Origin of the sequence: Sphingomonas sp. SORGH_AS_0438 (assembly GCF_031453475.1) — a bacterium.
GTDB lineage: Bacteria > Pseudomonadota > Alphaproteobacteria > Sphingomonadales > Sphingomonadaceae > Sphingomonas.
In genome coordinates this window covers 2,204,058-2,228,705 of the sequence record NZ_JAVIZS010000001.1, presented here as the reverse complement: position 1 = coordinate 2,228,705, position 24,648 = coordinate 2,204,058, and the positions used below count along the sequence as shown (strand labels likewise).

Genomic DNA, 24,648 nt, shown 5'->3' with positions numbered 1-24,648 from the left:
AGGCAAGCCTTGGCGGGAGACAGAGACGATGCGGCGCAAGCTGGTGGCGGGTAATTGGAAGATGAACGGCTCACTGGCCGATCTGGCGGAGCTGGACGGCATCGCCGCCGCCGCGCGGGCCGCGCCGCAGGTCGATGTCGCGGTCGCCGTGCCCTTCACGCTGATCCATCCCGCGGCGCAGCGCGTGCCCGACCTGGCGATCGGCGCGGAGGACGTGCACGAAGCCGATTCGGGCGCGCATACCGGCTGCGTCTCGGCGGCGATGGCGCGCGAGGCGGGCGCGCGCTTCACCCTGTCGGGCCATTCCGAGCGCCGCGCCGATCAGCACGAGACCAGCCACGACGCCTGGGCCAAGGCGGCGGCGGCGCATCGCCACGGCCTCAACGTCATCCTGTGCTGCGGCGAGACCGAGGCGGAACGCGATGCCGGCCGTGCCGAGCGGGTCGTGCAGGCGCAGATCGAGAAGTCGGTGCCCGACAATGCGCATGGCGACTGGTTCACGCTCGCTTATGAACCCCGCTGGGCGATCGGCACCGGCCGCACCCCGACGCTGGACGAGATCGCCGCGATCCACGCCATCGCCCGCGCCAAGCTGCGCATGATGGTCGGCGATGCCGCCGCCGGCATCCGCATCCTCTATGGCGGCTCGGTGGTCGGCAGCAATGCGGCGACGATTCTGGCCTGCGACGATGTCGACGGCGCGCTGGTCGGCGGCGCGAGCCTGACCGCCGCCAAATTCGTGCCGATTATCGAGGCCGCCGCCGCCTTCGGCTGAGGCCGGAAAATTTGCGCGCCGGCCAAGGTTCCGGATCGGCGGCATTTCTCCTACGTTGACCGGCGTCAACAACCGGGAGACTGTTGCGTGAGGAATTTGGGAGGCGCGTCGCTGCTGGCGGCGCTGGCCATGATGACGGCGGCCTGTTCCGCCGGCGTGCAGGGCACCGACAATGCCAGCATGGCCAATGCGCTGGACGGGCAGGGCGGCGTCGGCGACAATGCGGCCTCGCCGAGCGGCGTGTCGCTGCGCACGCCGTCGCCGGACGACATCCGCGACGCGCGGCCGGGCTATCCCTTGCAGGGCGTCCGCATCCCCACGCCGTCGGACACCCGGACCGCCTACTACCTGCTCCGCCACCGCGCCGCCGCCAATGGCGAGGTGGTGGCGATCATCCGCCACGAACTGGGCGACAAGATCAGCTATGCGCGGGTCGCGGCCGATTGCCAGCGGGGCCTGTTCCATGTGCTGGGCGTCGGCGACACGCGCGGCCGGGCTGAGGCGAACAATGCCGAGGACGGCCCGCTTCGCGCCACGACGGGCAAGCCGCTCCGCGCTGAGATGCTGCGCTTCATCTGCGAGAAGGAAGGCACGCCGGTCTCGCTGCCGGCAAGCTGATCCGCCGCGACTGCCCCGTTTACTCTTCCGTGCGGACCAGAACGGCCTCGCCGATCAGCAGGAACAGGAGGAACGGGGCCCAGGCCGCGAGGAAGGGCGGGTAGGCACCCAGATTGCCCATCGCCAGCGCGAAATTGTCCGCCACGAAATAGGCGAAGCCCAGCGCCATGCCGATCACCGCGCGGACGAACAGCTTGCCCGACCGCGCGATGCCGAAGGCGGCGACCGCGCCCAGCAGCGGCATCAGCACCGACGACAGCGGCCCCGACAGCTTGTGCCACAATGCGCCCTCCAGCGCCTTGGTCGGGCGGCCCGCGTCGGACAGATCCTCGATCGCGGTGCGCAGCGCGCCGAAGGTCAGGCCGTCCGGGTCGATGGTCGACAGCGTCAGCTGGTCCGACCGCACGTCATGGCCGACCCGCATCGAGGCGATCCGCGTCAGCTTGCCGCTCGCCACGTCGAAGCGGGTGACGGGCCAGATGCGCCAGCCGCCCGCCGGATCGTGCCGGCCATGCTGGGCGCGCAGGATCGCGCGCAGGCTGCCGCCGGCGCGATCGTAGAGCGTGATGTCGCCCAGCACCGCCGCGTTCATCTTGCCGCGGATCTGCCCGACCTGGACCAGATCGTCGCCGTCACGGACCCAGACATTGGACCGGTCGCCACGATCGATTGGCATGGGGCCGTAATTGACCCGCTGCCACTGGGTCAGCGTCGCGGTGGCGCGCGCCACCACCCGCTCGTTGAAGGCGAAGGAGACGCCGGCCACGCCCAGGCTGGCGACCATCAGCGGCGCCAGCACCTGGTGCGCCGACAGGCCCGACGCCTTGAGCGCGATGATCTCGCTATTCTGGTTCATCGTGATGAACGTCAGGATCGTGCCGAGCAGGACCGAGAAGGGCAGGAAGCGCGCGATGATCTGCGGCGTGCGCAGCGAGACATAGGTCCAGACCTGCGCCTGCCCGTTGCCGGGCACCGCCAGGATGTCGCCCGATTCGCTCAGCAGGTCTAGCGCCTGGAGCACCAGCACCAGCGCGAACAGGATCGCGAAGGTCCGCACCAGGAACAGCCGCGCCATGTAGATGGCGACGGTGCGCGAGGGGAAGAGGCCGCGCAGGATCATGCGCCGCTCGCCTCGCGGCGGCGGCCGGGCAGGCGGCGCGCGATCGCCTTGGCGGTCTTGGCGAAGACGCGCTCCAAGGCGGCGATCGGCTGTCCGCCGGGGACGTAAGCGGTCACATAGAACATCCAGAACACCAGGCCGGCGAAGATCGCGAAGGGGACCCACAAGGCGAGGATCGGATCGATCACGCCGCGCTCGCCCACGCTCATCGCGTATTCGTTGACCTTGTGGTAGGTGACGATCATCACGATCGACAGGAAGACGCCCAGCGCCGAGGACGATCGCTTCGGCGGCACGCCCAGCGCCACCGCCAGGAACGGCAGCAGGAACATCGACGCGACCTCCGCCATGCGGAAGTGAAATTCGGCCCGGCTGGAATCGCGCTGCTGCTCGCTGGCATGGTCGTTATGACCCAGCTTGGCCAGTTCGGGCAGGGTGAATTCCAGGTTGCGACCGCCGCGCTGGCGGAAATTCTCGAACTTCGGCAGGTTGATCGGCAGGTCGTGGGCCGAGAATGTCAGCACGCGCGGCGCGGTGAAATCCGGCCGGTTGTGGACCAGCGTGCCGTTGGTCAGGCGGAAGATGATGACGTTGGGATCGTCCGTCGCCAGGAAGCGGCCGCTCTGCGCGGTCACCGCGATCCAGTCGCCCTTCTGCGTCTGGGTATGGACGAAGATGCCGCGCAGGTCGCGGCCCTTGTCGCGGCTCTCCTCGATCCGCAGCGTCATGCGCGAGCCGAGATTGGTGAACTCGCCGACCTTGATCGACGCGCCCAGCGCGCCGGTGCGCAGTTCGAAGCGCAACTGCTCGTAATAATAGCGCGCCTTGGGCTGGACGAAGCCGACGATCGCGATGTTGAGCGCCGCCAGCACGATCGCATAATAGAAGGGCACGCGCAGCAGCCGCAGATAGCTCATGCCGACGCCGCGCATCACGTCCAGCTCGCTCGACGTCGCCAGCCGGCGGAAGGCGAGCAGGATGCCGAGCATCAGCCCGATCGGAATGCCCAGGCCCAGATATTCGGGCAGCAGATTGGCGAGCATCCGCCACACCACGCTGATCGGTCCGCCCTGCGTCGCGACGAAGTCGAACAGGCGGAGCATCCGGTCGAGCACCAGCAGCATCGCCGAGATCACCAATGTGGCGAGCAGCGGCAACGCGATGAGGCGCACCATGTAGCGGTCGATCGACTTCATGCGGAGGGGAACAGCCGGGCCAAGATGGTCCGCGATATAAGCGGCTAATCGTCCGGCGTCAGGTGGAAAATCGTCTTGGGTTCGGCGGCGGGCGGTCGTGCGCGCCCGATTCGGGCCGGAAAGGGGGTCGTGCAGGGGTCATGGAGCGCCGGGGCGCGCGAACCCGCACGGGTTCGGATTTACTCCGCCGCGATGCGCTCGGGTCCGAGATCGGCGCGGTCGCGCATCGTGTCGGCGATGGCGCGTTCCAGCGCGGCCAGCGTGAAGGGCTTGCGCAACAGGCGATGCTCGCCGAACTCGGCCGCCTGTGCCTCGCCCGCATAGCCGGTGACGAACAGCACCGGCAGGTCGGGGAAGCGGTCGCGCAGGCCCGCCACCATCTCCGGACCGGTGCAGCGCGGCATCAGCACGTCGGAGATCAGCAGCGCGATGTCGTCCCGCGCGTCCAGCAGCGCCGGCGCGGCGAGGGGATCGCCGCAGCCGATCGGGTGATGGCCGATCTCCTCCAGCGTCGCGATCGTCGAGGCGAGGACGCGGGGATCGTCCTCCACGACCAGCACGGACAGCCCGGTCGGACCCTCGGCCGGGACATCGGACGGGGCGGCGAGCGCGAGGGCGGGGGCGGCGGCGTGGTGGCGCGGCAGGTAGAGCGTCACCGTCGTACCCCGGTCGGGCGCGGTGTCGATATGGATTTCGCCGCCATGCTGGCGCGTGAAGGCGAAGATCTGGCTGAGCCCCAGGCCGGTGCCCTTGCCGGCCTCCTTGGTGGTGAAGAAGGGTTCGAACACCCGCTCCGCCACTTCGGGCGTCATGCCGCAGCCGTCGTCGCGCACCGCCAGCGTCACGTAATCGCCCGACGGGCATTGCCCGATCGCGCCCCCCGCCAATGTGACCGCCCCGGTCAGGATCGCGATCGTGCCCCGACCCGCCATTGCGTCGCGCGCATTGACCGCGAGGTTGAGGACGACATTCTCCAACTGCACCCGGTCGGCGAAGACATGCCAGTCGCGGTCGCCCGGGTGCGTCGTCAGCGTGATGCCGTCGCCCAAGGTGCGGTCGAGCAGGTCGGTCATGCCCGCGATCAGCGAGCCCGGTCCGATCGCTTCGGGCTTCAGCGCCTCCTCGCGACTGAAGGCGAGCAGGCGGCGGGTCAGGGCCGCGGCGCGGTCCGCGCCTTCGCCCGCGGTATCGAGATGGCGACGGACCGTCGCCGGATCGTCCGCCCGCCTGGCCAGTTCGATCCCGCCCAGCACCACCGCCAGCATATTGTTGAAGTCGTGCGCGATCCCGCCGGTCAACTGACCGACCGCCTCCATCTTCTGGACCTGGCGCAAGGTCGCTTCCTGGATGCGCAGCTCGGCGGTAGCCGCCTCCACCGCCTCGGTCAGTTCGGCGGCGCGCTGGCGTTCGCTCTCCGCTTCGGCGCGCGCCAGCAGCCCTTCGGTCAGGGTGTGGAGCGTGAACCAGCCGAGCGCGAGGATGCCGCCGAGCAGCAGCACGCCGAACACCGCCAGCACCCCCGCGATCCGGCTGGACCGTTCGACCGAGGCGGTGGCGACGCCCGCGCGCTGGTCGAGCAACTGCCGCTCGCGCGTGATGATGCGGTCCAGCTCGGTATTGATCCGGATGAGCGCCGGTGCCTTGCGCGCCTGATAGTAGAGCGCGAACGCCTGGGTGTTGCGACCGTAATTGGTGTAGGCGGCGATCAGCGACAATTCGCGACCGCGCAGGTCATAGGCGGCGCGGAGCCGTGCGATCATCGGATCGGTCTGTTCGTCGGTGATCCTGTCGAGCCGGTCGATCTGCGATCCGGCCAGCGTCCATTCGTCGAAATAGAGCAGGCCGAGCTGCTTGTCGCCGGAGATGACGAAGCGGCCGAGCGACGCTTCCGACCGGGCGATGGTCCCCGCCAGCGAGCGGGCGAGGATCATCACGTCATAGCTGTGCGACTGCATCTGCAATGCATGGTCGCGTTCGCGATTGGCGCCGCGCAGCGTGACGATCAGGGCAACCAGAACCCCCACGGCCAGCAGCCCCATCGCTGCCAGCGCGATCCCACGCCATAAAGCGGCGCCCCCCGGCGCCCTGGTGTCGCTATTCCGCTCCACGACAATGGTGCTACCGCATTCCCTCCCCACAGGGAAGGGTAGGTCAGCCGATCACGCCCACGGCCTGTCCGGCCTGGCGGAACATGGCCAACACCCGGTCGATCTGCTCGGGCGTGTGTTCGGCGCAGATCGAGCAGCGCAGCAGGAAGGTGCCGGCCGGCGTCGCGGGCGGGCGGGCCATGTTGACGTAGAGGCCGCCCTCCAGCAGCGCCTGCCACATCGTCACCGCCTGTACCTGATCGTCCAGGATCACCGCGACGATCGCGCTGTCGCAGGTCGCGGTGCCCAGGCGAAAGCCCATTTCGGTCAGGCCGCCATGGAGCGCGCGCGCGTTGCGCCACAGCGATTCGCGCTTGTCGTGCGCGGTCATCAGCTTGCGGATCGACGCGGCGGCAGTCGCGACCACCGAGGGCGGCAGGCTGGCGGTGAAGATGTACGGCCGGCAGGCCAGGCGCACCGCTTCGAACTTCGGATGGTTGGAGACGACGAAGCCGCCGACCGTGCCGACCGACTTGGAGAAGGTGCCGACGACGAAGTCGACATCCAGCCCCTGCGCCTCGTACACGCCGCGCCCGTTGGGGCCGAAAAAGCCCATCGAATGCGCTTCGTCGACCAGCACCATCGCGCCATGCTTGCGCGCGACCGCGACCATCTCCTTCAACGGTGCGATGTCGCCGAGCATCGAATAGACGCCCTCCAGCACCACCAGCTTGCCCGGCTCCTTGGGCAGGCGGCCGAGTCGCTTGTCGAGATCCTCGACGCTGTTGTGGCGGAAGCGGACGATCTCGGCATTGCCCTGCGCGCAGCCGTCATAGATGGACGCGTGGCTGTCGGCGTCGAGGATGACATATTCGCCCTTGGCCGCCAGGGTCGAGATGATGCCCAAATTCGCCATGTATCCGGTCGAGAAGACGATCGCGCCGGTCATGCCGTAGAAGTCGCGCAGCGCCTGCTCGACCTCGATATGGTCGTGGAAGGTGCCGTTGAGCATCCGGCTGCCATTGGTGCCCGACCCGAACCGGTCGAGCGCCTGCTTGCCGGCGGCGATCACGTCCGGGTCGAACGTCATGCCCATATAATTGTAGGTGCCGAGCAGGATCGTCTCGCGCCCCTTGATCACGGCCTCGGTCGGCGAGCGCACCTCTTCCATCACGATCGCGAAGGGGTCGGTGACGCCGCTGTCGAGCAGCGCGCGCCGCTCCGCGATCAGTCCGTCGAACTTCGACATCAGGTCGCGTTCGGGCGCGACCGGCGCGGGGTCGAGCGGCAGCGTCTCGGTCTGGAGGCCGGTCTCGGTCACTGCGCGTCCTTCAGCTTGGCGACGGCGTCGACCAGCTGGCCGACAGTCTCGATTTCCGCCTGCATGTTCATCGTGATGATGATGTCGAACTCGTCCTCGATGGCGGCGACGAAATCCATCACGGTCAGGCTGTCCCATTCCAGGTCGGACTGGAAGCTGGTCGCGTCGGTCAGCGCGACGCCCTTCTTGTTGAAGGGCTCGATCTGGGCGGCGACGGTGTCGAAAATGGTCTGGCGATCGGTCATGTGCGTGTCCTTGGCCGGCAAATGCGGCGTCGTTGCGGCTATAGCAGGGCGTTGGCGCGATACCATCGCACCGTATCGGCCAGACCCTGCGGCATGGGGACGGCCGGGGTCCACAAGGCGGGCGGTGGGCGGCGCGCGGGATCGATCGTCCAGTCGGGATGGCAGAGATAGGCGACGCGGTCATGGGTGAGCTTCGCGCGAGCCCCCCGAAACCGGCGATCGAGCGTCGCGGCGAGCGACAGCAGCCCGCGCGGCAGGTGGAGCGGCAGCACCCGCTGGCCGACCGCCGTGCCGATCGCCCGCGCATAATCGGCCGAGGTCAGGCCGGCGGTGCCGTCATCGGCCTCATAGACCATGCCGGCGGTGCGATCCGTCGCCAGCGCCAGCAGCAGCCGGGCGAGATCGTCGACCGCGATCAGCGACAGCCGGCCGGGCGGCGGCAACAGCGCCAGGCCCTTGCGCGCCAGCTTGAACAGATCGAGCTGGTCGAGGTCGCCGGGGCCGTAGATGGCGGGCGGGCGGACGATCGCCCAGTTCATGGCGGATTTCTCGACCAGATGCTCGGCCTCCGCCTTGGACCATCCATAGACGGACAGGGCCGGCTCGCGCGCGGCGAGGGAGGAGACCTGGACGAAACGCTGTCCGTCGCCCGCCGCCGCCAGCATCGCGCGCGTGCCCTCGATATTGCCGGCGACGAAGCCGGCGCGGTCGGGCGCGTTGACGACCCCGGCGACGTGGATCACCGCATCGGCGCCGTCGCAGAGGGGCGCCAGCGCGCGCGGATCGGCGAGATCGCCCGCGATCCATGCCAGCCCGGCCTGCGCCGGCTGCGGCCGCCGGGCAAGCGCGCGGACCCGATGCCCCGCCGCCAGCGCGTGCCGGATCAGCGCGCCGCCGACAAAGCCGGTCCCGCCCGTGATCGCCAGGGTGAGGGGGGCGGTCACAGCAGCGCCAGATGGTCGCGGTGGACCAGCGCCGATCGCGGTGCATAGCCCAGGATCGCGGCCTGTTCGTCGCTGCGCCGGCCGATCAGGCGCAGCGCGTCGACCGAATCATATTCCGCCAGCCCGCGCGCCAGCGGCCGGCCGTCCGGCCCGGTGATCGCCACCAGGTCGCCGCGCCCGAATTGCCCCTCGACCGCCGTCACCCCGGCGGCGAGCAGGCTGGCGCCGCCACCTAGCGCGCGCGCCGCGCCGGCATCGACATGGAGCGTGCCGCGCGCGGTCAGGCCGCCCGCCAGCCATGCCTTGCGCGCGCCGGCGCTCTTCTCCGCGACGAACAGCGTGTGCCGCGCTTCGGTCGCCAGGGGGCGGTCGGCACGGCCGCTGGCGATGGCGAGATGGCATCCCGCCGCCGCCGCGATTCGCGCCGCCGCGATCTTCGACACCATGCCGCCCGATCCCATGCCGGAAGCGGAGCCGGTATCGGCCATCGCCTCGATCCCGGCATCGATCCGCTCGACGCGCGGGATGTGCACCGCGCCGGGCAGTGCCGGGTTGCGATCGTAGAGACCGTCGATATCCGACAGCAGCAGCACGCCCTGCGCGCCCGCCGCCTGCGCCACGCGCGCGGCGAGCCGGTCATTGTCACCGAAGCGGATCTCGGCGGTCGCCACGCTGTCATTCTCGTTCAGCACCGGCACCACGCCCAGCCCGAGCAGCCGGGCGAGCGTCGCCGAGGCGTTCAGATAGCGGCGGCGATCCTCCAGATCGTCGAGCGTCACCAGCATCTGCGCGGCGGTCAGTCCTTCGCCCGCCAACATTTCCGCCCACAGGCTGGCCAGCGCGATCTGGCCGACGGCGGCGGCGGCCTGCGCATCCTCCAGACAGGCACGGCCGCCCTTGGGCAGCGCCAGCCGCCGCGCGCCGAGCGCGATCGCGCCGGAGGAGACGACGGCGACCTGCTGCCCGGCATGGATTCGCTCGGCGATGTCGGCGACCAGCTGCGCCAGCCAGGGCCGGCGCACGCTGCCATCGGGGCCGATCAGCAGGGCGGACCCGACCTTGACGATCAGGCGCGGACAGACGGACGGATCGAACAGCGACATGGCCGCGGCCTTAGCGCGACGATCCCGCCCCGCCAATGACTCCCGATCGCGACCGTGCCGTCCGACGGTCGGTGCGCCCGTCACGGTTCCTCCCCGGCTAGGGGAGGAACTCACCGGATCAAAGCGGTGACCACTCGACCGGGTCTTCCTCGCCATCGTCCTCGACCGCCGCGCCCGCGCCGGGGCCGATCGCGTCCAGCAACTGGTCGAGCACCCAGTCCAGGCCGGTGCCCGCCGCGCCGGAGATCGGGATGACCTGCGCGCCGCTGGCCTCTTCCAGTTCGGCGGACAGGGCGGCGATCAGCTCGTCGTCCAGCGTGTCGATCTTGTTAAGCGCGACCACCACCGGCTTCTCGTCCAGCCCCGCGCCATAGGCTTCCAGCTCGCCGCGCACGATCCGGTAGCTTTCCGCCACATCGGCATCATTCGCGTCGATCAGGTGGAGCAGCACGCGGCACCGCTCGATATGGCCCAGGAAGCGGTCGCCGATGCCGGCCCCGTCCGCCGCGCCCTCAATCAGGCCGGGGATGTCCGCCACCACGAACTCGCGCTGGTGGTGCCGCACCACGCCCAGCTGCGGCCGGGTGGTGGTGAAGGCATAGGCGCCGACCTTGGCCTGCGCGTTGGTGACGGCGTTGATGAAGGTCGACTTGCCGGCATTGGGCAGGCCGACCAGCCCGGCATCCGCCAGCAGCTTCAACCGCAGCCACACCCAGGCCTCTTCCGAGGGCCAGCCGGTGCCGTGCTGACGCGGCGCGCGATTGGTCGAGGTCTTGTAGGTGGCGTTGCCGCGCCCGCCGTCGCCACCGCGCAGGAACACCTCGCGCTGGCCGACCCGGGTGAAGTCGAGCAGCACCTCCTCCTTGTCCTCGGACAGAACCTGGGTGCCGACCGGCACCTTGATTACCAGATCGTCGCCGCCGCCGCCCGTGCGGTTGCTGCCCGAGCCACCCGAGCCACGGGGGGCACGGAAATGCTGGGTGTAGCGGAAGTCGATCAGCGTGTTGAGGCCGGCCACCGCCTCGAAGATCACGTCGCCGCCCTTGCCGCCATTGCCGCCGTCCGGGCCGCCATATTCGATGAACTTCTCGCGCCGGAAGCTGACGGCGCCGGGACCACCCGAACCGGAGCGACAGAAAATCTTGGCCTGATCTAGAAAATGCATGGCCGCGCTCTACCGCGAAGCGCGGCGGCCGTCACCCCGCGCTATACGGGTCCGGCATGGGCCGGATCGCCGGCCACGATCGCCCGCTCCGCCAGCCGCCGGGCGGCATCGCGCGGCAGGCCCAGCGCCGCCGCCATCGGCGCACCGAGCAGCGCGTCGCCGAGCGCGAGCAGCACCAGGTGCAGCGTCTCTTCCGGGATCGGCCGCGCCGCCAGCGAATCGTCGCCGCGCAGCTCCTCGACCAGGTCGTGCACGGCGGTGAGGAGCGGGGCCAACGCCGCCCGGTCGCCCGACAGGATCATCCAGCTCGCCAGCGCTCCGGCGCCGCCCGCGTCGAACGCGTCGAACACCAGCCGCACGATCTCGCCCGGCCCGTCCCGCTCCGCCTGCGCGGCGCGAATCGCCGCCTTGATCGTGGCGACGATCTCCACCGTCATCCAGGCGGACAGCGCCTGCTGCAATCCTGCCGCCGAGCCGAAATGGTGGAGCAGATTGGCATGGGTGCGGCCGATCCGCGACGCCACCGCCTTCAACGTCACGCCCTGCGGCCCGTCCTCGATCAGCAAGGCGCGCGCCGCCTCCAGCGCCGCCAGGCGCGACTCGTCGGGACTCAGGCGGCGGCGGATTGACATGGGGGGACGGCAAGCCTTATTTACATGCGTGTCAGTAGTGGCGGGCCTTGGGCTCGCCGGAGCGTTCCATCGGAGGATAATGTGGGCAAAGCAAGCACCCCCGCCGACCTCACCATCACCCCACGCGACGTGCGCTTCGGGCGCGGACAGCGACTGGGGCGCTATTGGTTGAACGACGATCCGATCGCCACCGCCTTCTACAATGCGCTGTCGGTCACCTTTCCCAAGGGCGAGGCCTATTTCTGCGAGAGCGTGAAGGCGTTCCGCGACGGCGCGCCGCCGAAATTGGCGGCGGAGATCAACGCCTTCGTCAAGCAGGAGGTGATCCACAGCCGCGAGCATGTCGCCTTCAACCGCCATGTCGTGAACCAGGGCTATGACGTGACGCTGCTGGAACGGCATGTCGACGAGGCGCTGGCGCTGACCAAGGGGCGGCCGCCGATCGCCAATCTGGCGGCGACCATGGCACTGGAGCATTTCACCGCGATGCTGGCGCATGAACTAATCGCCAATCCCAGTCATTTGGCGGGCGGCGAGCCGCAGGCGGCGGGCCTGTGGCGCTGGCATGCGGCCGAGGAGATCGAGCATAAGGGCGTCGCCTATGACACCTGGCTTCATGCGACGCGCGATTGGTCGCGGGGAAAACGCTGGAAGGTCAAGGCGGTGGTTATGCTGATCACCACCTGGAAGTTCTTCCAAGGCCGGCGCAAGGGGATGCTGGAACTGCTCCGCCAGGACGGGATGAGCGGTCCGCGCATCTGGGCCAAGCTGGCCTGGTATGCGTTCGGCCGGCCCGGCATGGCGCGCAAGGTGGCGGGCGTGTGGTTCAGCTATTTCCTGCCCGGCTTCCACCCCTGGCAGCATGACGATCGCCGGCTGATCGCGCTGGCCGAGAGCGACTATGCGGATGCGCTGCTGCCCGAGGCGCGGGCGAAGCTGCGCACCGCCACCGCCTGAGGGCCGGGGCTTAGCGGATCGCGAAGCTCTTGCTCAGGCCGTGATAGAGTTTTTCGCGGCAGACGAATGCGCTGGCGCTGTCGGCGATGAAGGCGGTGGCGAACATCGGCAGCATCAGGCCCCGGCTGACCGTCGTCTCCGACAGGATGATGACGGCGGTCAGCGGCGCGCGCACCACCCCGGCGAAATAGCCGACCATCCCCAGGATCACGATCGCCGAGGAGGGGGAGCCGGGGAACAGCCAGCGCAACAGATTGCCGATGCCCGCACCCACGGCCAGCGACGGCGCGAAGATGCCGCCGGGCAGGCCGGCGACCGCGGTCGCCAGCGTCGCCAGGAACTTGGCCGGACCGAACCACAAGGGCGCATTGACCCCCACGATCATCGCCCGTGCCGCGCCATAGCCGGTGCCCCAGGTCAGCCCCGTCGCGCAGCCGATCCCGCCGACCACCAGCCCGCAGGCGGCGGCGAAAGCGATCGGCTGCGCCTTCGACCAGTCGGTCAGGCGGTTGCGGCCGGTCGCCAGCATCAGCGTCAGTCGCGCGAACAGGCCGCCGGCCAGTCCGCGCCGAAGATGCCGGCGATCGGCGCGATCAGCAACGCGGTGGCGAGCGGCATATGCGCGCCGATCAGCCCGAAATAGATATAGTCGCCTTGGAGCGACTGGGCGACCATGCCGGCGATGACGATGGCGGCGATCACCAACAGGGTCACCCGCTGCTCATAGGCGGAGGCGAGTTCCTCGATCGCGAAGAGCAGCCCGGCGAGCGGCGTGTTGAACGCGGCCGCCACGCCCGCCGCGCCGCCCGCGATCAGCACCGCGCCGCGCAGGGGCACGCGCAGCAGCCGGTGGCTGAGCCCCATCACGGCGGCGGCGATCTGGACGGTCGGCCCCTCGCGCCCGACCGAGGCACCGCCCATCACGGCGGCCAGCGTCAGCAGCGCCTTGCCCAGGACGGTGCGGATCGACACCAGCGACCGAGTCGCCTGTTCGGGATTCGCCTGTGCGGCGATGACCTGCGGGATGCCGGACCCCCGCGCGAGCGGGACATAGCGACGGGTCACCCAGACCAGCGCCGCGAAGATCAGCGGCGTGGTGACCAGCGGCGCATAGGGATAGCGTTTGGCATAGTCGGTGAACTGCTCGGCGGCCGCATCGGCGGCGAGCGCGAACAGCGTGGCGGCGAGACCGATCGCCACCGCGCCCATCAGGATGGCGAGTCGCGTCCGGAATCGGACGGAGCGCGGGCCACGGGCGCGGAGCAACGCGCGATAGCGAGCGACAGTCCAGGTGCGTGATCCGCTTTGGGGCCGGTCCGGTTCAGACATGCGCCCGACTTACAGCCCCGCGCCGGAAAAACCAGCGCGGGGGCGCGGCACGGACAGGCTCATGCCGCGATCGGCAGCGGCGCTCGCTCCTCCTCCGCGAGATCGAGCGCATAGCCGATCGACGGGGCAGGGGCGGCGCGGGCGGCGGAGCGACGCGACATCGTTTCGCCGGTCGGGCGGAAGCCCAGCTTTCGCAGCACCTTGCCCGATGCGGGATTGTCGGCGAAGTGCCAGGCGTTCAGCCGCTGGAGCGGCAGCGCGTGCCGGGCCATCGCGATCACCGCCCGCCCCGCCTCGGTCGCATAGCCGCGCCCCCAGGCGTCCGGCGCCAGCCAGTAGCCGAGATTCGGGCCGTCCATTTCGGGCGAGATGGCGATTCCGCCGATCAGCACCGGCTGCGGCCCGTCATGCGCCAGGATGACGAAGCGCGGCTCTTCCGCCCCGCGCGGTTGCGCGATCCAGGCGGCGGCGTCCGATTCGCCATAGGGATGCGGCACCCGGCTCAGCATCCGGGACACCATTTGCTGCCCGATCGCCGCCGCCAATGCGCCGGCATCTTCCGGCCAGGCGGGCCTGAGCGTCAATCTCTCCGTTCGCGCGAACATATCCGTTTCTCCCTGTCGCGTCGCCCGCGCCCCTGCCACGCCGGAATGACGGGACGGAGACAAGGCGGTGGAGGGAGCACGAAAAAAGGGAGGCCGGGGTGACCCGCCTCCCTTGTTGTTCGGTTCCAGTGCCGGAACTCGGGTCACCCTGGTGGGCGACCCGGCTGGTCACCCGATGTTATTCAGCCGCCTCGGCCATAATCTCGACCGAGCAGAAGCTGCGGCCGAGTTTGCCCTTGGCAAACGCCACGCGACCATCGACGAGCGCGAACAGGGTATGGTCCTTGCCGATACCGACATTCGCACCCGGATAGAACTTGGTCCCGCGCTGACGCACGAGGATGTTGCCGGCGATGCACTCCTGGCCGCCGAACTTCTTCACGCCAAGACGACGGCCGGCCGAATCGCGACCGTTGCGCGACGAACCGCCTGCTTTCTTATGTGCCATTGCGATCTACTCCTGTGCGCGTCGCTTAGCCGACCGACACGATCTTGAGGATCGTGTGGTTCTGACGGTGACCGTTGCGACGGCGATAATTGTGGCGGCGGCGCTTCTTGAAGACGATGACCTTCTCGGCCTTCGCCTGCGCCACGATTTCCGCGGCGACGGTCAGACCGTCCACCGACTTCAGATCCGATCCTTCACCGGCGAGAAGCACATCGCCCAGCGTCACGGACGAACCGGCCTCGCCATCGATCTTCTCGACGACGATCTTGTCTCCGGCGGCGACGCGATACTGCTTGCCGCCCGTGCGCACGACTGCGAACATGGCCCTCATCACTTTCCAAATGCGTAGCCTCGCCCGGACCAATGTCCGACGAGGAAGAGGGGCCAGCTAGGCAAAGGCCCCGGGATTGTCAACCAAGATTCACCCGAAAGTGACTCTTTGACGCGGGCTTCCCGCCTCAGTGGCGATGCTCGCGGCGCAGGCGGTAGCGGCCATCGGCATAGCCGTTGAACAGGCCGGCGATCGCGGGATGGTCGACCGGCTCGTCGCTGTCGTCCGCCATCAGGTTCTGCTGGCTGACATAGGCGACATAGCTCTGCTCCATATTCTCGGCGAGCAGATGGTAGAAGGGCTGGTCCCGGTCGGGGCGGATTCCCTCGGGAATCGAATCATACCATTCGTCGGTGTTGGAGAAGACCGGATCGACATCGAACACCACGCCCCGGAAATCGAACATGCGATGGCGCACGACATCGCCGATCGCGAAGCGCGCATGGGCGATCGCGGGCGCGGCCGGCAGGTCGGCGGAGGCGGGGAGACGATCTGTATGATGCATGGTCGTCAAGGTAATGCGAGAAAGCGTCGCCAACAAGCATTCTGGCGCTTGCCAGCCCCGATCGCTTTCGCTAGAGGCCCCCGCCTGACCAGACGGTTCCTTCCTTCGGAGGGCGCCGGCACCGCGGAGAGGTGGCAGAGTGGTCGAATGTACCGCACTCGAAATGCGGCGTGCCCTCACGGGTACCGTGGGTTCGAATCCCACCCTCTCCGCCACTTAAATAAAGCCAATGATTTCAATGGCTTAGAGGCTTGGTTTTGATAATCGAACCAAGCAGATCGCAAGTTTAGTCGTTGCGAATATTAGCGTTCTTATCTGGTAATCGTCTGCGTCCATCTCGGCAGCCAAAGGCGTCCGGTGGGTAAAACCGTGGGTAAGCTTTTTGCGGTGGGTAATTTTACCCCTAGCGACGAGGGTGATTCGCCATGTGACGCGCCGTTCGGCTTCTCGGGTAGAATTCGAACGGACGGTTCGACCAAGCGGTTTTTAGTCAGCTTCTCGCCGCAGCTAACAGCGCGAAAAAAAAGGGGCCGCTTGAAGGCGGCCCCAGGTGTTGAAAGGTGTCCTGAAAAGGACGGCTTAAGACGCCGTTTTAGCGTCGGCGGAAATGGGCTCGCACACGCTCGACACGACCGTATCGAATGCGCGAATACCCAGAGACATAAACCATGCGGTTTATCCTTGAGGTTTGGCGCTAGGCGTGCTTATCCTCGGCTTCCTACAGCGGTGAGGATCGCAGCGCTTAGCGCTCGGTTGCACTACGGAAGGCCGGCCATCTGGTCGGCCTTTTCCCGTCTCTAGCGAGGTTTCGTTCCTCGCGGTTGCCGCTCGCTGTTACATGCTCCACATCCCTTCGCCGGCACTTGCCTTATCTGCGGCCGTGCTGACCGTATATTCGCCGTTCACCAAAGCCGTCAACAGTATTTGTACGTACACCGTACGTAATTTTGTGCTTATTAGCCTTGTTTGTACGGATATATGCCGTACTAGGGATGGTGGAGGACTATCATGAAGACCATGAGAATCGAATTGCGGGCGTCGCCTGCTGAGAAGGATGCCTTTGAACAGTGTGCGGAGATCGCAGGCATGACGCTTTCAGTATGGATGCGGACCTGCTTGCGGCAGTCTGCCGTCCGAGAGTTAGAGGAGGCGTCGCAGCCGGTTCCCTTTCTTTCGATGAAGAGGGTCTAAGAATGGCAGCGGGAAAATTCAATTTCGATAGCTATGGTATCGGAGAACTGCTCCGTCGCGGTTCGCTTGCTGTACCTGCCAATCAGCGCTCGTATAAATGGGGTGAGCCTCAGGTCGAGAACCTGCTGCTAGACCTGAATGAGGCAATTTTGAGTGACGAAGAGGACTACTTCCTCGGAACCATTGTCCTAATCCAACGAGGCTCTGAAGTGCCATCAATCGTTGACGGCCAGCAGCGGCTTGCCACGACCAGTGTTTTACTGGCGCGTATTCGAGACAAGCAGGCTGAATTGAAACGATTGGGGAGGGCTGAATCGATTGAAAAAAGCTTTCTACGTGATATCGACTTGGAGAGTGAAGAACGCGTGCCGCGGTTAGAGCTTAACGTTGAAGATAATGCGTTCTTTGTTAATTACATATTGGCGAATGCTGAAGAGCGCAGGGGTATGCGTCCAGTAAAGGCAATGAGAGCATCAAACCGCCGTCTGCTACAAGCTTCGGTGATTTGTGAGCAATTTATAAACGACGAACTAAAAAACATAAAGATCGATAGCCGATCCGATCACCTAAATAGGTGGGTTAATTTCATAAAGAATAATGCGTCTGTCGTCGTTGTTACTGCCCCGGATGAGGTTGGCGCATTTAGAATGTTTGAAACGCTCAATGACCGAGGCCTTAAAGCGGGTGCTGCTGACATATTGAAGAATTATTTCTTTAGTAGGTCAGGTAATCGGCTGAAAGAAGCTCAGGATTTTTGGAATTATATAACCACCTCTATCGAAGCCTTAGGTGATGAAGAGGATGATCGACTTGTCACGTTTTTGCGCCATTTCTGGGTTGTTAAAAATGGGCCTACAAAAGAGCGCGAGCTTGCGCGTAAAATCAAGAGTGACATCGTTGGAGAGACCAAGGCGCTTTCATTCTTGGAAGAGGCAAGTAGATCTGTCGATGCGTACGTTGCTCTCTGGTCTTCGCAGCACCCGTTCTGGTCTGACCATCGTACTGCCACGCGAGGCGCGGTAGATACGATAGCCAATCAGCTTAAAGTTGAGCAGATAAGACCCCTGCTATTCGCTGTGGCACTGCATTTTGAGCCTAGGGAGGCAGAAAAGGCCTTCAAGATGTTCGTAAGTTGGTCTGTAAGATTTCTGGTGTTCGGTTGGTCGCGGAGGGATGCTAGACGAACAGTACTCGCGCCGAGCTCATGAAATTGGCACGGGTAATATAACGACAGCGCGACAACTGAAGAGTGCAATGGAAAGGTACGTTCCAACCGACGCAGAGTTTGAAACGGCATTTTCCAATGCACGTGTTTCTCGACCTCATCTGGCAAAGTACTATCTTCGTTCAATTGACAAATTTACTAAAGAAGATCCTCAGCCTGGTTATGTAAGCAGCGATGAAGCTGATCAGATCGCATTGGACTATGTGTTGCCACTCTATGCGCCAGGCGTCTGGGACGTAAATGAAGAGGAAGCAGAAGCGGTACATAAAATGTTGGGTAACATGGTGCTTATAAAACCGAGCCAGAACAAGGTTCTGGCGGGCAAACCATTCTCTAAGCGCCGCGAAGCCTACTTGAACTCTGGCTACTATGTGACTCGTACGGTTGCGGATTATTCACGCTGGGGTGCGGCTGAGATCAAGGACCGCCAAGCGGAACTCGCGAGACTGGCGGTGCAAACCTGGTCCAACACGGCATCAGGCTAACCAATAGGGGTACTTCAGGATGAAGGCCGCCCGGCAAAAGTGCGCCGGGCGGCACGACCGTCTCACAAATGCATCTCGAAAAATCGTGGGTAAAAAAGTGGGTAATAGTCGCTCTCGCGAGGAAGTTCGAATCCCACCCTCTCCGCCATTTTTCCTGTCGTGAACGGCAGGCTTCGGCACCGGCTTCGCACAGACTGAAGGCCCGGCCGGGATTATCCCGACCGTTGCCATGTCGCGTCGCGGCACCCTTATCAGTTCATCCCGAAACATAGCCCGTTAGAGCGATGTGCGTGGTCATGCGTCCGCCGAAAGCGCTCGCCATGTCGACCTTCGACTGGGGAGGCCGTCGCCCGGCCACCGCCCACTCAGGCGCGGATGGCGGGTGGACCGGTGCCGATCCGCCCGCCAAGAATCAAGTCACGACCAGGTGGGGACCGGCTCGACCGATTCTCGCCGGCAGAGGCGACAGGCCTCGTGCAGGTCGGCGGCGAGTTCGTCGACCCGCTCGACCTGCGCATCCCAGGCGAACATGAAGCGCGCGCCGCCACCGATGAAGGTGTAGAAACGCCAGCCGCGCCGGCGCAGTTCGTCAAGCACGGCGGGCGGGGCAGTGAGGAACACACCGTTCGCCTGCACCGGGAACAGCAGCCGTACTTCGGGCAGGTTCGCCACTCTGGCCGCGAGCCGCTGCGCGCAGGCATTGCCATGCTGGGCGTTGCGCAGCCATGCGCCGCTTTCGAGCAGGGCGACCCAGGGCGCCGAGAGGAAGCGCATCTTGGAGGCGAGCTGGCCCGCCTGTTTGCAGCGATAGCCGAAATCCTCGGCCAGCGCCCGGTCGAAGAAGATCACCGCCTCGCCGACCGCCATGCCGTTCTTGGTCCCGCCAAAGCACAGCACGTCGACCCCGGCCTGCCAGGTCATCTCCGCCGGGGTGCAGCCCAGGGTGGCGCAGGCCTGGGCGAAGCGCGCGCCGTCCATGTGCAACCTGAGGCCCAGTTCGCGGCACAGCGCGGCGATCGCCGTCACTTCCTCGACGCTGTAGACCTGCCCCGTCTCGGTCGGCTGGGTGATCGTCACCACGCGCGGCTTGGGGAAATGGATGTCGGAACGGGTGGTCGCCAGCTCGCGGATCGCCTGGGGCGTCAGCTTGCCGTCGGGCGAGGGGGCGAGCAGCAGCTTGGAGCCGTTGGAGAAGAATTCGGGCGCGCCGCATTCGTCGGTTTCGACATGCGCCGACGATGAACAGATGACGCTGTGATAGGATTGGCAGAGCGAGGCGAGCGCCAGCGAATTGGCGGCGGTGCCGTTGAAGACGAAGAAGACCTCGCAATCCTTGTCGAACAGCGTGCGGAAACAGTCGGCGGCCTGTTGCGTCCAGCCATCGTCGCCATAGGCGGTGGCGGAGCCGCCATTGGCGGCAAGCATCGCGTCCCATGCTTCCGGACAGGCCCCGGCATAATTGTCGCTGGCGAATTGTTGCGGTTGATAGCTCGTCACAGGCCGATTCCGTAGTTGTTGACGGCATCCGGCATCGGAGGAACGACGATGTGGCTAAAAACCCGCTAATTGCCGGATCGGCCACATCCCTCTGTTTCCAGGGGTACCACCTTGCGCGGGCGCAGGTTGGTGCCGGACGTGATCCGACTCTTGATGCTGGTTAGGCCGCTAGACAAGGCGGGACTGATCGTCAAGCCTGTCGTGCCGGCGGAAGGGGCGGTCGGCGTGGCGGGGTGGAGGCTCGCTCCCGGTGCGGCAAAGGCGTAAGGCCGCCCGACATCGCCCGTCGATGCGGAGTCTGTCGTGTCCTGCCTGTCCCTGTCTTCCGTTCCCCGCCGTCGCCCGTTGCCGCTGTTTCTACTGCTCGTGGCGGTGCTGCTGTCCCTCCTCGCCACCGGCACCGCGACGGCGCAGGCGGACGATCCGGTCGGCGCGGCGGTGACGAAGCTGGCCGAGGCCTCCGCCGATGTCCGCGCGGTGGAGGCGGCGGCGGACGATGCGCATGGCCGCGAGGAACGCAGCGAGCTGATCGACCGGCTGGCGGCGGCACGCACCGTGGCGGCGGATACCGGCGCGACGTTGCAGGCGCAGATGGCGCTGGTCGACGCCAAGATCGCCGAGGTCGGCCCGACCACGGCCGGCATCGTCGACGCGCCCGATATCGTCGCGCAGCGCAAGCTGCTGGCGCAGCGGCGGGCGACGATCGATTCGGCGATCAAGCGCGGCAATCTGCTGTCGGTCGAGGCGCAGCAGCTGACCGACAGCATCAACGCCGCCCAGGCCGCCGAACTGGGGCGGAGCTGGGCGACGCGCAATGCCTCGCCCCTGACCCCGGCCTTCTGGGCCGGCATCGCCACCGCGCTGCCCCACGATATGGAGCAGGCGACCCGCTATGCCGGGCGGGTGATGCGCGACATCGTCGCCGGCGCGCGGGGCGGCCATGTCTGGCTGGCGGTACTGGGACTGGTCGTGGCGATCGCGCTGGCCTGGCCGGCGCGGATCGCACTGCGCGATGCGGGGCGCCGCTATGCGATCGGCTCCGCGCCCGGCCACCGGGTGCGACGGTCGAGCTATGCCATGTGGCGCGTGGCGACGGGCACACTGCTGCCGACGCTGGCGGCGGTGATGCTGGTGCAGGGCCTGCGCTGGTCGGGGCTGGCGGGGGCGACGGCCGAGCCGGTGTTGTCGACCTTCGTCTTCGCAGTCGGCATGGGCAATTTCGTCGGCGCGCTGGCGGCGGCGCTGCTGATGCGCAGCCAGGGATCGTGGCGGTTGCTGCCGATCGGCGACCGGGTGGCGGTGGCGCTGCTGCCCTGGGCCTGGGTGCTGGCGATCCTGACCGCGCTCGACATATTGCTGCCCGCCGTCAACGAGGTGCTGCATATCGGCGGCGCGCTCGATGCGGCGGCGAATGCGGGACTGGCGACGATCCGGCTGGTCGTGATCGGCGGCGTCCTGCTGACGCTGGGCCGGCTGCGCGCCCATGCCGACGAAGCCGCCGATGCCGCCGCCGCGCAGAACCCGGCGGTCGAGGCGTCGGCCGGGGCGGGGGCGGGGCGCGCCTGGGTCGGCGGCGTGACGTTAATCGCCTGGCTGGTGACGCTGGTCGGCACTGCCGCGCTGCTGATCGGCTATACCAATTTCAGCCTGTTCCTGACCCGGATCGCGATCGAATGGCTCGCGATCGTCGCCGCCACCTTCTACCTGTTGCTGGTCTTCATCGATGATGTCGTGACCACCGTCTTCGCATCGACCAGCCGCACCGGCCAGATGCTGGCGCGCGGCATCGGCATCCGGGCGAGCGCGATCGACCAGTTCGGCGTATTGCTGTCGGGCGCGCTGCGGCTGGGGCTGGCGATCGTCGCGGTGGTGATGCTGCTGACCCCGTTCGGGTCCGACGTGGGATCGACCTTCGACCGGTTCGCGACCGTCGCCAACGGCATCACCATCGGCGATGTCAGCATCTCGCCCTGGGCGATCATTCGCGCCGTGATCGTGCTGTGCGTCGGGCTGACGCTGGCGCGGCTGTTCATGCGCTGGCTGAACGAGCGCTATCTGCCGACCACCGAGCTGGACCTGAGTGCGCGCAACTCCTTCGCGATGGTCGCGCGCTATCTCGCGATCATCCTGGCGGTGCTGTGGGGGCTGGCGTCGCTGGGCATCGGCATGGAGCGGATCGCGCTGCTGCTGTCCGCCCTGTCGGTCGGCATCGGCTTCGGCCTGCAGGCGATCACGCAGAATTTCGTGTCCGGCCTCATCCTGCTGGCGGAGCGGCCGGTGAAGATCGGCGACCTGGTGCGGATCGGCACCGACGAAGGTGATGTGAAGCGGATCAGCGTGCGGTCGACCGAGATCGAGCTGGCCGATCACTCGACGCTGATCGTGCCCAATTCCGAGCTCATCACCAAGCCGGTGCTGAACAAGACGCTGAACAATCCGCTCGGCCGCGTGCAGATCCAGTTCTCGGTGCCGCTCAATATCGACCCGTCGCGGGTGCAGGCGATCGTGCTCGACGCCTTCGCCGCCGACCCGACCGTGCTCGACGATCCCGCGCCCAAGGCGTTCGTCGACAGCATCGCGGACGGCCGCATCCTGTTCAACTGCTTCGCCCATACCGCCGGCCCGCGTGCCGCCTATGGCGCGCGCAGCGCCGTGCTGCTCGCGGTGCTGCAACGCTTCGCTCAGGAGGAGATCGATGTCGGCACGGTGCCGCAGCAGCTCCAGCTCCTGCCGAGCGCGCCGCCGAACGGCTGAGCGGCGTCAGAGCGCGATCGTCCGCCCCTCGCGCGCGCTGGTCCGGGCGGCGTCGATGAGGCGCAGGCCGGCGAGCGCGTCCTCGGGCGTCACCGGGGGCGGCGCACCGTCGCGGATCGCGGCGACCATGCCCGCATAATAGAGCCGCCAGTCGCCGCGCTCGCTCGGCACCGTCCGGCGCCGGCCGTCCGCCAGCGTCAGCACGCCGTCCAGCCCGGCCTCCTGCATGCCGAAGGCGGGATCGTCGATCCGCCCGCCCGCGCGCAGCACCGCCTCCTGCGGGTCGATGCCGTGGATGGCGAAATGCCCGGCGGTGCCGTGGAGCGCGAAACGGGGGCGAGGGGCCAGCGTCAGCGTCGAGGCGGCGAGCGTCACCCGCCGCACGCCATAATGGAGCGTCACCGTGAAGGCATCGTCGACCCGCGCCTCGGGTCGCTGGGCGATCACGTCCGCGCCGACTCGCTCCGGCAGGCCGAACAGCACCAGCGCCTGGTCGACCAGATGCGGCCCCAGGTCGGCGAGCAGGCCGCTGGCCATGCCGGGATCCTCCCGCCAGCCCGGCTTGATCGCGGGGCGGAAGCGGTCCCAGTACATCTCGCAGCGCATCACCGTGCCCAGCGCGCCGCTCTCGACCAGCGACCGCACCGTGCGGAAGTCGCTGTCCCAGCGGCGATTATGGAAGACGCTGAGCACGCGCCCCGGCGGCCCCCGCCGCCGCGATCAGGGCGGGGCCATCCTCGGGATCGGCGACGAAGGGCTTGTCGATCACCACATGCCTGCCCGCCGCCAGCGCCGCACGGGCGAGCGGGGCATGGCTGGCATTGGGCGTCGCGATCACGACCAGTTCGATCGACGGATCGGCGATCAGCGCGGCGGGATCGGCGAAGACCGGCACGTCCGGCCAGGCGGCGGCGACCGCCGCTCCCTGGGAACTGGCGATGCCGGCGAGCCGCAGCCCCGGCGTCGCCGCGATCAGCGGTGCGTGGAACGCGCTGCCCGCCAGACCGAAGCCGATCAGGCCGGTGGCGATCGAGGGCTGGGTCATCGAAGCTCCTGACATTGCGGCACGGTCCGACGCCATGTGCCACATCGGGCCGCCGCCGCCCATCACCGCCCACGCATTCGCCATGATCGAGGTCAAACCCGGTGGATAGGGCAGGGCCCCCGCGTCGTTATGCCCCGTCTCCGCCCTGATGAAAGCGCCGCGCCTTGTACACCGTCCTGGTCGCCGAAAGCGAAACCCCCGAACATCGCGCGGACCGCCGCGAACGCGCGGGACGCAGTTCCGGCGAGAGCTATATCGCGACGCTCGAACAGATGGTGCCGGGCATCGTCGCCGAACGGATCGCCCCCGCCGACGAGGATTCGCCCGTCTATACGCCCGAGCAGATCGCCGCCTATGACGGCGTCTTCCTCACCGGCTCGCCGCTCCATGTCTATGAGGACAGTCCGCCGGTGCGGCGGCAGATCGCGTTCATGCGCGCGGTCTTCGCCTCGGGCGTGCCGTCCTTCGGATCGTGCGCGGGCTTGCAGGTCGCGGTTGCGGCGGCGGGCGGAACGGTGCGGCCCATTCCCGAACGGCTGGAGGCGGGCATCGCCCGCCGCATCGCGTCGACCATGGCCGGGCGCGACCATCCGCTGCTCGCCGGCCGCCCCGCCTGTTGGGACGCGCCCGCCATCCATGGCGACGAGGTCGAGTCGCTGCCCGAGGGCGCGTTGCTGCTCGCCAGCAACGGCGTCAGCGCGGTGCAGGCGGCGGAGATCCGGCATGACGGCGGCCTCTTCTGGGGCGTGCAATATCATCCCGAACTGTCCCCCGAGGAGATCGCCAGCGCATTGCGGGGCCAGGCGGACGACCTGGTCGAGCAGGGGCTGGCCCTGGACGAGGCGGCGGTGGAGCGGCACGCGGATTTGCTGGCGGCGTTGCAGGACGATCCCGACTCGCCGGCGCTCCGCTGGCATCTGGGAGTGGACGGGGAGTTCGCCGACATGGCCTGTCGCCGCCGCGAATTGCGCAACTTCCTCGACACGCTGGTGGCCGCGCGTCACGCGCAGCGACAGCAGGGCTGACGCCGGCGGACTATGACGTTCGCCCGGCCGGGCAAGGGGATAGCT

At 67.3% G+C, this 24,648-nt stretch carries 24 protein-coding genes, 1 tRNA gene, 1 pseudogene and 1 riboswitch; of the genes and pseudogenes, 9 read left to right on the top strand and 17 right to left on the bottom strand.

Annotated elements, in window-relative coordinates; translation table 11 throughout:
• The first annotated feature begins 28 nt into the window (after positions 1 to 28).
• Positions 29 to 775 (top strand): triose-phosphate isomerase, encoded by a 747-nt coding sequence (gene tpiA / locus QE452_RS10375; RefSeq protein ID WP_125995702.1) that lies wholly within the window; start codon positions 29 to 31, stop codon positions 773 to 775.
• Positions 776 to 862: 87 nt separating this feature from the next.
• The gene (locus QE452_RS10370; RefSeq protein WP_309657896.1) at positions 863 to 1,393 is read left to right on the top strand and encodes a hypothetical protein; all 531 of its coding nucleotides are present in this window, start codon (positions 863 to 865) and stop codon (positions 1,391 to 1,393) included.
• A 19-nt stretch (positions 1,394 to 1,412) separates the two neighbouring features.
• On the opposite strand, the gene lptG is transcribed toward QE452_RS10370, so the two are convergent.
• The 9 genes from lptG to QE452_RS10325 form a co-directional block, all read right to left on the bottom strand.
• Complete coding sequence (lptG, locus tag QE452_RS10365; RefSeq protein ID WP_309657897.1) at positions 1,413 to 2,513, bottom strand: LPS export ABC transporter permease LptG; 1,101 nt, start codon at positions 2,511 to 2,513, stop codon at positions 1,413 to 1,415.
• Entirely contained in the window at positions 2,510 to 3,709 is a 1,200-nt protein-coding gene (gene lptF / locus QE452_RS10360) for an LPS export ABC transporter permease LptF (RefSeq protein WP_206433218.1), read from the bottom strand. Before lptF ends, lptG begins: the two co-directional genes overlap by 4 nt.
• Before the next feature lie 179 nt (positions 3,710 to 3,888).
• Positions 3,889 to 5,748 carry an ATP-binding protein gene (locus tag QE452_RS10355; protein WP_405052758.1) on the bottom strand — a complete coding sequence of 620 codons (1,860 nt, stop codon included), beginning with the start codon at positions 5,746 to 5,748 and terminating at the stop codon, positions 3,889 to 3,891.
• A 112-nt stretch (positions 5,749 to 5,860) separates the two neighbouring features.
• Complete coding sequence (spt, locus tag QE452_RS10350; protein ID WP_309657899.1) at positions 5,861 to 7,117, bottom strand: serine palmitoyltransferase; 1,257 nt, start codon at positions 7,115 to 7,117, stop codon at positions 5,861 to 5,863.
• Complete coding sequence (locus tag QE452_RS10345) at positions 7,114 to 7,362, bottom strand: acyl carrier protein (protein ID WP_309657900.1); 249 nt, start codon at positions 7,360 to 7,362, stop codon at positions 7,114 to 7,116. Before QE452_RS10345 ends, spt begins: the two co-directional genes overlap by 4 nt.
• 38 nt (positions 7,363 to 7,400) lie before the next feature.
• Positions 7,401 to 8,306: an NAD-dependent epimerase/dehydratase family protein gene (locus QE452_RS10340; protein ID WP_309657901.1), complete on the bottom strand. Its 906-nt coding sequence runs from the start codon at positions 8,304 to 8,306 to the stop codon at positions 7,401 to 7,403.
• Positions 8,303 to 9,409, bottom strand: a complete 1,107-nt coding sequence (gene proB, locus QE452_RS10335) for a glutamate 5-kinase (protein ID WP_309657902.1) — start codon at positions 9,407 to 9,409, stop codon at positions 8,303 to 8,305. Before proB ends, QE452_RS10340 begins: the two co-directional genes overlap by 4 nt.
• 118 nt (positions 9,410 to 9,527) lie before the next feature.
• Positions 9,528 to 10,574 carry a GTPase ObgE gene (gene obgE / locus QE452_RS10330; protein WP_125995709.1) on the bottom strand — a complete coding sequence of 349 codons (1,047 nt, stop codon included), beginning with the start codon at positions 10,572 to 10,574 and terminating at the stop codon, positions 9,528 to 9,530.
• A 41-nt stretch (positions 10,575 to 10,615) separates the two neighbouring features.
• A complete protein-coding gene (locus QE452_RS10325) occupies positions 10,616 to 11,206 on the bottom strand; it encodes a TetR family transcriptional regulator (RefSeq protein WP_309657903.1) in 591 nt (196 codons plus the stop codon).
• Positions 11,207 to 11,287: 81 nt separating this feature from the next.
• Between QE452_RS10325 and QE452_RS10320 the strand changes: the two genes are divergently transcribed.
• Entirely contained in the window at positions 11,288 to 12,163 is an 876-nt protein-coding gene (locus QE452_RS10320) for a metal-dependent hydrolase (RefSeq protein WP_309657904.1), read from the top strand.
• 10 nt (positions 12,164 to 12,173) lie between these two features.
• Here the strand turns inward: QE452_RS10320 and QE452_RS10315 are convergent.
• From QE452_RS10315 to hspQ, 5 genes and pseudogenes are all read right to left on the bottom strand, one after another.
• A pseudogene (locus QE452_RS10315) lies at positions 12,174 to 13,492 on the bottom strand (chloride channel protein).
• Between the two features lie 59 nt (positions 13,493 to 13,551).
• On the bottom strand, positions 13,552 to 14,076 hold the full coding sequence (locus QE452_RS10310; RefSeq protein ID WP_309657906.1) for a GNAT family N-acetyltransferase: 525 nt from the start codon (positions 14,074 to 14,076) through the stop codon (positions 13,552 to 13,554).
• 199 nt (positions 14,077 to 14,275) lie between these two features.
• Complete coding sequence (gene rpmA / locus QE452_RS10305) at positions 14,276 to 14,545, bottom strand: 50S ribosomal protein L27 (RefSeq protein ID WP_125995713.1); 270 nt, start codon at positions 14,543 to 14,545, stop codon at positions 14,276 to 14,278.
• Positions 14,546 to 14,570: 25 nt separating this feature from the next.
• Positions 14,571 to 14,867 (bottom strand): 50S ribosomal protein L21, encoded by a 297-nt coding sequence (rplU, locus tag QE452_RS10300; protein WP_125995714.1) that lies wholly within the window; start codon positions 14,865 to 14,867, stop codon positions 14,571 to 14,573.
• Positions 14,868 to 15,003: 136 nt separating this feature from the next.
• Positions 15,004 to 15,381: a heat shock protein HspQ gene (gene hspQ / locus QE452_RS10295; RefSeq protein ID WP_309657907.1), complete on the bottom strand. Its 378-nt coding sequence runs from the start codon at positions 15,379 to 15,381 to the stop codon at positions 15,004 to 15,006.
• Positions 15,382 to 15,506: 125 nt separating this feature from the next.
• On the opposite strand from hspQ, the gene QE452_RS10290 reads away from it, so the two are divergent.
• From QE452_RS10290 to QE452_RS10280, 4 genes are all read left to right on the top strand, one after another.
• Positions 15,507 to 15,596 (top strand) — tRNA-Ser (locus tag QE452_RS10290).
• A 793-nt stretch (positions 15,597 to 16,389) separates the two neighbouring features.
• Positions 16,390 to 16,572, top strand: coding sequence for a plasmid mobilization protein (locus QE452_RS19085; RefSeq protein ID WP_405052757.1), 183 nt, complete (start codon positions 16,390 to 16,392; stop codon positions 16,570 to 16,572).
• Between the two features lie 2 nt (positions 16,573 to 16,574).
• Positions 16,575 to 17,780, top strand: a complete 1,206-nt coding sequence (locus QE452_RS10285) for a DUF262 domain-containing protein (protein ID WP_309730005.1) — start codon at positions 16,575 to 16,577, stop codon at positions 17,778 to 17,780.
• Complete coding sequence (locus tag QE452_RS10280) at positions 17,746 to 18,282, top strand: HNH endonuclease family protein (RefSeq protein ID WP_309730001.1); 537 nt, start codon at positions 17,746 to 17,748, stop codon at positions 18,280 to 18,282. Before QE452_RS10285 ends, QE452_RS10280 begins: the two co-directional genes overlap by 35 nt.
• A gap of 417 nt (positions 18,283 to 18,699) precedes the next feature.
• Here QE452_RS10280 and QE452_RS10275 read toward each other — a convergent pair whose 3' ends face one another.
• A complete protein-coding gene (locus QE452_RS10275; protein ID WP_309657908.1) occupies positions 18,700 to 19,779 on the bottom strand; it encodes a low specificity L-threonine aldolase in 1,080 nt (359 codons plus the stop codon).
• 55 nt (positions 19,780 to 19,834) lie between these two features.
• Positions 19,835 to 19,941: riboswitch (SAM-I-IV-variant riboswitch) on the bottom strand.
• 183 nt (positions 19,942 to 20,124) lie between these two features.
• Between QE452_RS10275 and QE452_RS10270 the strand changes: the two genes are divergently transcribed.
• Positions 20,125 to 22,533 (top strand): DUF3772 domain-containing protein, encoded by a 2,409-nt coding sequence (locus QE452_RS10270; RefSeq protein WP_309657909.1) that lies wholly within the window; start codon positions 20,125 to 20,127, stop codon positions 22,531 to 22,533.
• A gap of 6 nt (positions 22,534 to 22,539) precedes the next feature.
• Here the strand turns inward: QE452_RS10270 and QE452_RS10265 are convergent, their stop codons facing one another.
• Both QE452_RS10265 and QE452_RS10260 read right to left on the bottom strand, forming a co-directional pair.
• On the bottom strand, positions 22,540 to 23,226 hold the full coding sequence (locus QE452_RS10265) for a Gfo/Idh/MocA family oxidoreductase (protein WP_309729998.1): 687 nt from the start codon (positions 23,224 to 23,226) through the stop codon (positions 22,540 to 22,542).
• Positions 23,207 to 23,578, bottom strand: coding sequence for a Gfo/Idh/MocA family oxidoreductase (locus QE452_RS10260; RefSeq protein ID WP_309729995.1), 372 nt, complete (start codon positions 23,576 to 23,578; stop codon positions 23,207 to 23,209). Before QE452_RS10260 ends, QE452_RS10265 begins: the two co-directional genes overlap by 20 nt.
• A gap of 164 nt (positions 23,579 to 23,742) precedes the next feature.
• On the opposite strand from QE452_RS10260, the gene QE452_RS10255 reads away from it, so the two are divergent.
• Positions 23,743 to 24,603: a type 1 glutamine amidotransferase gene (locus QE452_RS10255; RefSeq protein ID WP_309657911.1), complete on the top strand. Its 861-nt coding sequence runs from the start codon at positions 23,743 to 23,745 to the stop codon at positions 24,601 to 24,603.
• Positions 24,604 to 24,648: the final 45 nt, after the last annotated feature.

Coding starts and splice junctions, on each gene's coding strand:
- tpiA (WP_125995702.1), top strand. CDS start 29: ATGCGGCGCAAGCTGGTGGCGGGTAATTGGAAGATGAACGGCTCACTG.
- lptG (WP_309657897.1), bottom strand. CDS start 2,513: ATGATCCTGCGCGGCCTCTTCCCCTCGCGCACCGTCGCCATCTACATG.
- lptF (WP_206433218.1), bottom strand. CDS start 3,709: ATGAAGTCGATCGACCGCTACATGGTGCGCCTCATCGCGTTGCCGCTG.
- QE452_RS10355 (WP_405052758.1), bottom strand. CDS start 5,748: ATGGGGCTGCTGGCCGTGGGGGTTCTGGTTGCCCTGATCGTCACGCTG.
- QE452_RS10345 (WP_309657900.1), bottom strand. CDS start 7,362: ATGACCGATCGCCAGACCATTTTCGACACCGTCGCCGCCCAGATCGAG.
- proB (WP_309657902.1), bottom strand. CDS start 9,409: ATGTCGCTGTTCGATCCGTCCGTCTGTCCGCGCCTGATCGTCAAGGTC.
- obgE (WP_125995709.1), bottom strand. CDS start 10,574: ATGCATTTTCTAGATCAGGCCAAGATTTTCTGTCGCTCCGGTTCGGGT.
- QE452_RS10325 (WP_309657903.1), bottom strand. CDS start 11,206: ATGTCAATCCGCCGCCGCCTGAGTCCCGACGAGTCGCGCCTGGCGGCG.
- rpmA (WP_125995713.1), bottom strand. CDS start 14,545: ATGGCACATAAGAAAGCAGGCGGTTCGTCGCGCAACGGTCGCGATTCG.
- rplU (WP_125995714.1), bottom strand. CDS start 14,867: ATGTTCGCAGTCGTGCGCACGGGCGGCAAGCAGTATCGCGTCGCCGCC.
- hspQ (WP_309657907.1), bottom strand. CDS start 15,381: ATGCATCATACAGATCGTCTCCCCGCCTCCGCCGACCTGCCGGCCGCG.
- QE452_RS19085 (WP_405052757.1), top strand. CDS start 16,390: ATGAAGACCATGAGAATCGAATTGCGGGCGTCGCCTGCTGAGAAGGAT.
- QE452_RS10285 (WP_309730005.1), top strand. CDS start 16,575: ATGGCAGCGGGAAAATTCAATTTCGATAGCTATGGTATCGGAGAACTG.
- QE452_RS10280 (WP_309730001.1), top strand. CDS start 17,746: ATGCTAGACGAACAGTACTCGCGCCGAGCTCATGAAATTGGCACGGGT.
- QE452_RS10260 (WP_309729995.1), bottom strand. CDS start 23,578: ATGACCCAGCCCTCGATCGCCACCGGCCTGATCGGCTTCGGTCTGGCG.